The 7,141-nt window shown below is 36.7% G+C and carries 4 protein-coding genes; 1 reads left to right on the forward strand and 3 read right to left on the reverse strand.

Annotated features, from left to right (window positions below):
* Positions 1 to 67: 67 nt before the first annotated feature.
* The 3 genes from X928_RS07140 to X928_RS07150 form a co-directional block, all read right to left on the reverse strand.
* Positions 68 to 2,680: an ABC transporter permease subunit gene (locus tag X928_RS07140; protein WP_103079117.1), complete on the reverse strand. Its 2,613-nt coding sequence runs from the start codon at positions 2,678 to 2,680 to the stop codon at positions 68 to 70.
* Positions 2,680 to 4,434, reverse strand: a complete 1,755-nt coding sequence (locus tag X928_RS07145) for an ABC transporter permease subunit (protein ID WP_103079118.1) — start codon at positions 4,432 to 4,434, stop codon at positions 2,680 to 2,682. The genes X928_RS07140 and X928_RS07145 overlap by 1 nt, the downstream gene beginning before the upstream one ends.
* A 116-nt stretch (positions 4,435 to 4,550) precedes the next feature.
* On the reverse strand, positions 4,551 to 5,753 hold the full coding sequence (locus tag X928_RS07150; RefSeq protein ID WP_103079119.1) for a sugar ABC transporter substrate-binding protein: 1,203 nt from the start codon (positions 5,751 to 5,753) through the stop codon (positions 4,551 to 4,553).
* Between the two features lie 299 nt (positions 5,754 to 6,052).
* Between X928_RS07150 and X928_RS07155 the strand changes: the two genes are divergently transcribed.
* Positions 6,053 to 7,141 (forward strand): IS110 family RNA-guided transposase (locus tag X928_RS07155; RefSeq protein WP_211286497.1); only part of this gene is annotated, 1,089 nt, incomplete at its 3' end.

Consider the following 7,141-nt stretch of genomic DNA (forward strand, 5'->3'; position numbering starts at 1 on the left):
ATTGCGCATGCTGGGCGCACCACAAAAAAGGAGACATGTAAACCACATGTCTCCTTTTTCTTAATGATTAACCTTTTACAGAACCTTGTGTTAATCCTCCTATTATCCATTTTTGGAGAGACAAAAATAGAACTACCATAGGAATGGCTCCCAATAGCGACGCTGCGGTGAACAATCCCCATTCTGTTTCGTAAGGTCCTGTCGAGAAGGTTTGCAATCCCACGGCATAGGTATAATTCGCTTCGCTTTGTAAAACTATCCTTGCCATGACAAACTCGTTGAATATGTTCATGAAGGTAAGTATCGTAACGACCGCTATTATGGGCAAAGATAGAGGCAAAACGATCCTCCAAAAGGTTTGAAACCTCGTAGCACCGTCTATCATTGCGGATTCTTCCAAAGAGTCTGGAATGGTGTCGTAGTAACCTTTGAACAACCACATGTTGTAGGCAATTCCTCCCATGTATGCAAAGATCAATCCATCCAAGGAATCCAAACCAAATACTCCAAAGTAATCACCCATAAATTTCAATATGCCATAAATTGCTATCATAAACATTATTCCTGGGAACATCTGAATTATCATCAAGAAGAATAATCCCTGCTTTCTTCCTACAAATCTCATCCTTGAAAAAGGATACGCTGCAACCGAGGTTATTAGAACCGTGAATACTGAGGTTATACCAGCTACTATTATGGAATTTATGAGCCAACGCAGGAAAGGTTTTCTTATTTTTGCTGACCAATCTTCTTGCAACAAATAAAGATTTTTATCAATGTTCCTAAGTTTGGACTTTAACTCTGAGTAATCTGTGTAATTTGATAGATCGCTAACTATCCTTGAGGCGCGGGCTATATCGGCTGAAGCTTTCCCGTATTGCGTATTGTAAAGTGTTTCAATCTCAGAAAGTGGTTCAATAGTGGTCACGTTACCGCCTTGATTCAAAGTGAGATATTCATTGAGATTTGTTTTAAATATATTAAGGTCTTCTTCCATTTGATTTTGGATAACCGTTAAGGTTTCTCTTCCAGTGTCGAATCTTTGCTTTGATTCCAACAGATTGTTGTACCAATTCATTAATACGTATCTGTCACGATCGGGATTGAAATATGGATAATAATTAGAATTCATGAAAGATGCGTAGTTCGTTGATTCAAAGTTGTTAGATATTTCTTGATTGGTACTTTCCAAATAAACTAACAAAAAAGGAAGGTTTTGTATCTTTTCTAAGTTACTCAAGATTTCTTCATTTTTTTGTCTGAGTTTGGTAAGGGTTGTTTGAATTTCGTTCTTTTGTTCTCTTAAAGTATTTAACTGGGTACTGTATTGGGCTAATTGCTGAGTATTTGAACTATATTGTGATGTTAATGGGAGCAATTCGTCTATGTTTTCAGACAATTTTAAAGTCGAACTTTTTGCTGCTTGATAGCTGGGTAAAATTGATGTTGAATCTTTTATGGCGTATATTTTTGTGAAGTTATCGTTTAAAAATTGATAGACTTCAGTGAAAAGTGCGAGGGTTTCTACAAATCCATTTTCTATGAACTTGTCTATAGAATTCAAATCTTTGTAAGCAGAAGGAATGACCTGATAAAATTTTTGAACGTTATCGTAAAAAGATTTATCTTCCCCAAAGAATGGTGTCTTTCCTTCCACATTCGTTAAGTCTTGTCCACTTAATATGTTATAAGCAGCATTTAACCGCTCTTTTTCGACTATGAATATATCAAAAAGCGCAGATAGGCTGTTGTATATTTCATTGTTTTGCCTTTCTAAAAGGGCTTGTTGTGAAGTGATTTGGGATATTTGTGAATTTATATCGTTTAATTCTGCTTCTAATTGAGATACTTGGCTTATTGACTCGCCATATAATTCTTTAGCCTGTATTTGAATATCATTTTGGATATTTTCTATTTCTGTTTCAATTGAATCCCATCTTTCTGCCATGGATGAAATGCTCTCTTCAAAGTTTTGAGCTTCGGGCTCCTCTTTCACCCATCTCCTATACGTTCTTATCCTCCAAGCAGAAGTTTTCAGAGGTATTTGTAGTATCGTATTTACCGTTTCTATATAATATTCGCTATCTTTATTCAAAGAACTATTTTCCAAGTTAGTTATTATTTCTTTTCTCTGAGTAAAATACTCACTTAACAACATTTGCAATTGTGTAGTGTCAGCGTCTATGCCCATGCTTTGGGATAAATTTAATATTGTGTTTAACTCTTCTTGGAAGGTTTGATAATCTTCATTCCTTATGTTGTTTATCTCGTTATAAAACTGGTCTTTATACCGAGTTTCATAAATTGTGAATATCTCATCATACGAATTTTCCAAATCTTCGAAATTGTTTTGGGTCTCTGCAAAGTATTCTTCTAAACTGGTTATGTACTTCGTTGCTTTGCTTTGTGCTTCCGCTGTAGACAGTCCACTGTATTCTCCGATGTACGAGCTAAGAGAATTGAGTTCGTTTATTAACTCTGGTACATTTGGAGTTTGAAGTATTAAATCCTTATAATTATTTATAGTTAATCTGTTTGAAAACAATTTTGGTGAAAAGGCTGCATTATCTCTTCTTATCGATGTAGAGATCAACCACACAAGAGGAAATAGTATTACTACGACACAGATTATTAATATGATATGCCTTAAAGTGTAATTTTTCTTTTCGATCATGGCCATTATCTACTCACCTCTTCAAATGAACCAGAGAATCTAAAGTTAAAGTAGCTAAATACTGCTATTATTGCAAATATGATCATCGAAATAGCAGAAGCAAATCCAAAGTCTTGCCCCTGTGATCCTTCAAAGGCTAATTTATATACGTATGAGATCAATATGTCTGTTGAACCTGCCGGTGTATTCGTTCCTGCCATTGCTGGTCCGCCACCTGTAAGCAGATAGATTAATGTAAAATTGTTAAAATTAAAGGCAAAACTCATAACCAGTAATGGAGCAACAGCGACCATCAAAAGCGGTAACGTTATCTGTCTGAACTGTTTCCATCTGGTTGCACCATCTATAACGGCTGCTTCGTATAATTCCCCTGGAATACTTTGTAAGGCACCGAGGTTTATAGTCATCATGTAAGGAAATCCCAGCCAGGTGTTCGTTATCAATATCGCCACTTTTGCCCAAAATGGATCGTTCAGCCATTTTACGGGTTCTATCCCTATGTTTCCAAGTATGAATCTGTTGATAATCCCGTACGTTTCGTTGAAAAATCCATTTCTCCAAACCAGAACTGAAATAAAGGCAGGTATCGCCCATGGAATTATTAGTAAAGTTCGGTACACTACTTTTCCTTTAAGGTTTACATCGTTTAGCACAAGTGCAAATGCCAGTCCGACTACGAAAGTGAGAAGAACACTTAAACCTGCGTAGGCAAAAGTCCAACCAAAAATTTTAAAAAATGGTCCAGAGATTCGTGGATCGGTTATTATTTTTGCAAAGTTTTCCCCACCTATATAGTCTTTGTATCCTATTAATCTGTACAATTCTCCATTCTCATTGTAATCCCAAAAGGCTGAGTCTCTTTCAACTAATTCTTTGTTGGTAAGAGTGTTCACCACAACTGTTTTGTATATCTCTCTTTCTCCGTCAACTATAACCTTAACCGATGTGTCGTAAACTCTGTAGGCTTCTGAAAATTTTTTGAATATTGTTGAACTAGAGAGACGGAAGTTTTGATCCCCCAACACCAAATTTAAAGACTTCAAATAATTTTGCCTCAATACAGAGTTGTAAAATGCTGAATTTGTAGAGGTAAGAGGATCAACAGGAGAGTAGAAATACGCGTATCTAATTCCTCCATCTTTTTCAATGGCTATTATTGAATCACTGCCATTGGTTCCTAAACTCTCAGTAGGGCGTATTAGTGTGTAAGTTGTATCGTTTATGTTTACTTCGTCGTTTTCGACTGGGAACAATTCCGATTCGGCGTATATTAGGTTACCTCTTGAATCGTACTCTAAAGTTACCGGTTTTTCGGATAAATACATATTTTTATCGTCATATAAAAGTAATAAAAAGTCTTCAGTTGGTTTGTATTGTTCATCATATCTGACGAATACTTTGAAATCATAGGTTTTTGGGTCTTCTGGCTCAAAGTAGTACGTTGGATCTGTGAGGAGAGTATCTATAGCGTTAGTTCTAGTGAATAAATGTCCTGTGCCATAATTGGTGAATGAGGTATCTATTGTATAATAAATTGGATATATAGTTAAAATGAAGAGAAAAAACAGAGCAGGTAACGTATACCTGTATGGATAAGCTTTTTTAGAAAAAATCGCCCAATCCGTTAAGACGAGAAAAATACTTATAACTACGCCTAATCCATAGTTGGCAAGTATGAATAAAAGAAGTATTGCCCATACAAGAAGTGCATTCAATACCCCAATGAATATCCATATTAAAAAAGTAGTGAACTTATTCATGAGCTGCCCCTCCCAAAAATTTTAGCTTTAAAAAAAGGAGAGGGAGTTGCCCTCCCCTTCTTGTTGGTTAAACTTGTTATTTTTTAATCTTAAAAGATCAATTAAAGGTATATAAATTACAAAGCAACTTTTATCTTCGATACGGCATCGTTTAGAGCATCTTCTGGTGTTTGTGTTCCGTTTATAATGTTGTTTAGAGCATCATTCATAGGTTGCCAAACCGATTGCATTGCGGGTATGTTAGGCATTGGTTCTCCACCTGCTGCACTTTCTGTGAAGGCAGCAACTATGTCAGCAGGAACTGGACCGCCTTGTTCCTCGATTATCTGAGAAACATCATTCCTTGCCGGCAATCTTGGATCAGCGATATAGAATTGATATATTCCTTCAGCTGTTGCTAAGTAATTAATAATGAACTCCATCGCGAACGCCTTATTTTCTGATCTAGAATTGATCATCAAACCTTGTACACCAACAAAAGGTTTCATTGATTTACCTGGCTCAACTTCTATGCTTGTTAATGGGACTACTCCGAAGTCTATACCTGCATCCAAATAAGCTTTTACGGCCCATGGACCGTTTATTATCATAGCAGCCAAACCGTCCATGAACATGGAATCCATAATATTGTAGTTCATACCTTGTGGCATTATACCTTCGTCGAAGAAACTCTTCAAAAGATATCCGGCCTTTATGGCTCCTTCATTGTTCAATCCAAGATCGGTTATATCGTAACCAGTTTGAGGATTGTATCCAAACACATATGCACCGTATCCGCTAAAGAAACCATAAACATGATAAAAATCATTTGCAGTAACAGAAAATCCAACCGTTTCATCCGTGGTAAACTCTTTTGCTAAGGCCTTTAGCTCGTCTATACTTGTTGGAACTTCTTCATCGCTTACATAATCACGGTTATAGAATAATCCAACTGCTTCAATGGCGTAGGGCAATCCATACAACTTGCCTTCATAGGTGAACGCTTGAATTCCTGATGGAGCAAATTTGTCAAGTTCAATGGCAGATTTTGGAATAGGTTCAAGTAATCCATTTAATGCTAATTCTCCAACCCAATCGTGAGCTCCAACTATTATATCTGGGCCTTCTCCTGCCTGTGCTGCGGTTAAGAATTTTGACTTGATATCGCCGAAAGTAACCATTTGGACATCAACGTTTATGCCTGTATCCCTGGTAAACTCCTGACCGATTCTTTTCATGAAGTCAACTTGTTTTTCAGAAGACCACACGGTTAACGTTTGTGAAAATAGTGAAAGTACTCCTACCAACAATACCAAAGTTAAAATTAAGCCTTTTTTCATCTTGATACCCCCTCGTATAATATGTATAGTTATGAAACTTAAAAAATGGTACTAAAAATCTGTCTTTTGATCTTTTTTATTATTTCTTTTGTAAAGAGATGCCCTAATGCTAAAATAGTACCAGGATGATTAGCGAGGGAAGATTCCTTGCCCCCCTGCAAGGCCTTTTGGCCGTTGCCTAAAAAGCTTGTTTCCTGACTTAGCAGTCAACTTGCTAACCGATTACTGCATCACCCTTGATTAGGCCATCAGCAAGGCTATTTTTCATTGGTGGATGCTCATAGAGCGCGAGGTTGCCTTTGGCTGCTAAGATTAGGGCATCTCTTTCTTTCATCCTTTATCTTTTTTCGAAAGGTGGTGAAATAACTATGAATTACGACGTTTTATCTACTTTGTTTGTCGGTATCGATGTGAGTTCTCTAACTAATACAGTTTGTGCAATTGATTTCCAAAACAATAAACTCCTTGATTTTGATACTAAAAATAACAGAATAGGTGCTGAATACATTGCTGAGGCTATCTCCAATTGCCTTGTTTCTAACAACCTTGATTATGTCGTTATCGCTTTGGAAGCTACTTCTTTTTACAGTACTCACATAGCCAATTTCCTGTCAACTAATAAGAAACTTTTGCCTTTTAAACCTCTTGTGTACCAGCTTAATCCAAAAACTACAGCCAATTACAAAAAGACTTTTGTCGATATCGATAAAACAGATCATTTGGACGCTTACGTCATAGCCGATTTCGCTAGATGTGGCAAGATTTCTTCTTCCCCTTGGCGTGGTTCTCAGTTTTTGGCTTTACAAAGACTTACACGCCATAGGTTCCATTTAGTTCATACACTCGTTTCTGAAAAGAATTGGATGCTTTCCAACATTTATTTGAAATTCAGTGAATTGGCTGTGAATAATAGGGATAAGCCCTTTTCCGATATATATGGTGCTACATCTTGTGCTGCTTTGACTGAGTTCTACTCTTTGGATGAGATAGTTTACAAATCCATCGATGATTTAACTCAGTTCGTTATTAAAAAAAGTAAAAACAGATTCAAAGATCCCGTAAAGGTTGCAACACTTCTTAAACAAGCAGCCAAGAATTCGTACAGATTGGATAAAATGGCTTATGAACCTTTGAATATCGCTATCTCTTCTTCTTTAAACGTAATAAAAGCCTTGGAAAAGGAAATAGAAACCGTTGATAAGGCTATTGAAAAAACGGTAAAAGGGCTTAATCCCAGCCAATATCAATCACTCATCTCTGTCAACGGTATCGGTCCTGTTATCTCCTCTGGTATCATCAGTGAGATAGGTACGATAGCTTCCTTTCAATCCCATGATAAGTTGGCTAAGTTTGCAGGACTGACTTGGAGAAAACGTCAATCAGGGAAT

This window comes from Petrotoga miotherma DSM 10691 (assembly GCF_002895605.1).
GTDB lineage: Bacteria > Thermotogota > Thermotogae > Petrotogales > Petrotogaceae > Petrotoga > Petrotoga miotherma.